The sequence below is a fragment of the Bacillus paramycoides genome (assembly GCF_001884235.1).
Classification (GTDB): Bacteria; Bacillota; Bacilli; order Bacillales; family Bacillaceae_G; genus Bacillus_A; species Bacillus_A paramycoides.
This window is the reverse complement of sequence record NZ_MAOI01000094.1, coordinates 1-989: the sequence shown is the minus strand read 5'-3', so window position 1 is coordinate 989 and position 989 is coordinate 1. Positions and strand designations below refer to the sequence as shown.

General features: G+C 38.6%; 1 protein-coding gene. It reads right to left on the bottom strand.

What is annotated here, in order from left to right; translation table 11 throughout:
* Positions 1 to 989: Cna B-type domain-containing protein (locus BAU28_RS20955; RefSeq protein WP_116500423.1), on the bottom strand; the 989-nt coding region annotated here is incomplete at both ends.

Here is a 989-nt window from a genome sequence, read left to right as displayed (position 1 = left end):
ATCTTTCGCGTTATCGTCTTTCCATGTTTTCGTTCCTTCTACTTTTGTTTCGCCTACTTTTGTATTTGTGATGTCATAACCGTTGACTTCCGGTTTGTATCCATCTACTGCTTGTTCCTTCACTTCATACTTGTACGCTGCTCCGTTTGTATCATATGCTTGGAGGTTTTCGAATGCGTACTTCCATTCTGTTGCTGCTGTTACTTCTTTTGTGTCTACTACTTTACCATTTTGTAAAAGGTCTACTTTAATCATTTCCGGACGATCTTTCGCATTTCCGTCGTTCCATGTCTTCGTTCCTTCTACTTTTGTTTTGCCTACTTTTGTATTTGTGATGTCAGTACCATTTACTTTTGATTCATATCCAGCTACTGGCTGTTCCTTCACTTCATACTTGTATGCCTTACCTTCTGCATCGTATGCTTGCAGTTTTTCAAACGTGTACTTCCAATTTGTTTCTGCTGTTACTTCTTTTGTATCTACTACTTTACCGTTTTGTAGTAAGTCTACTTTAATCGAGCTTGGACGATCTGTTGCGTTGTTATCGTTCCACGTCTTTGTTCCTTCTACTTTCGTTTCGCCTACTTTTGTATTTGTGATGTCATAACCTTTCACTTCGGATTTGTATCCGTCGATTGGTTGTTCTTTCACTTCATACTTGTATGCCTTACCTTCTGCATCATATGCTGCTAAATCTTTGAATTCATATTTCCAGCCTGTTGCTTTGCTTACTTCTTTTGTGTCTACTACTTTACCATTTTGTAAAAGGTCTACTTTAATCATTTCCGGACGATCTTTCGCATTTCCGTCGTTCCATGTCTTCGTTCCTTCTACTTTTATTTTGCCTACTTTTGTATTTGTGATGTCAGTACCATTTACTTTTGATTCATATCCAGCTACTGGCTGTTCTTTCACTTCATACTTGTATGCCTTACCTTCTGCATCGTAAGCTGGGAGTTTGTCAAACGTGTACTTCCATTCACTTGCCG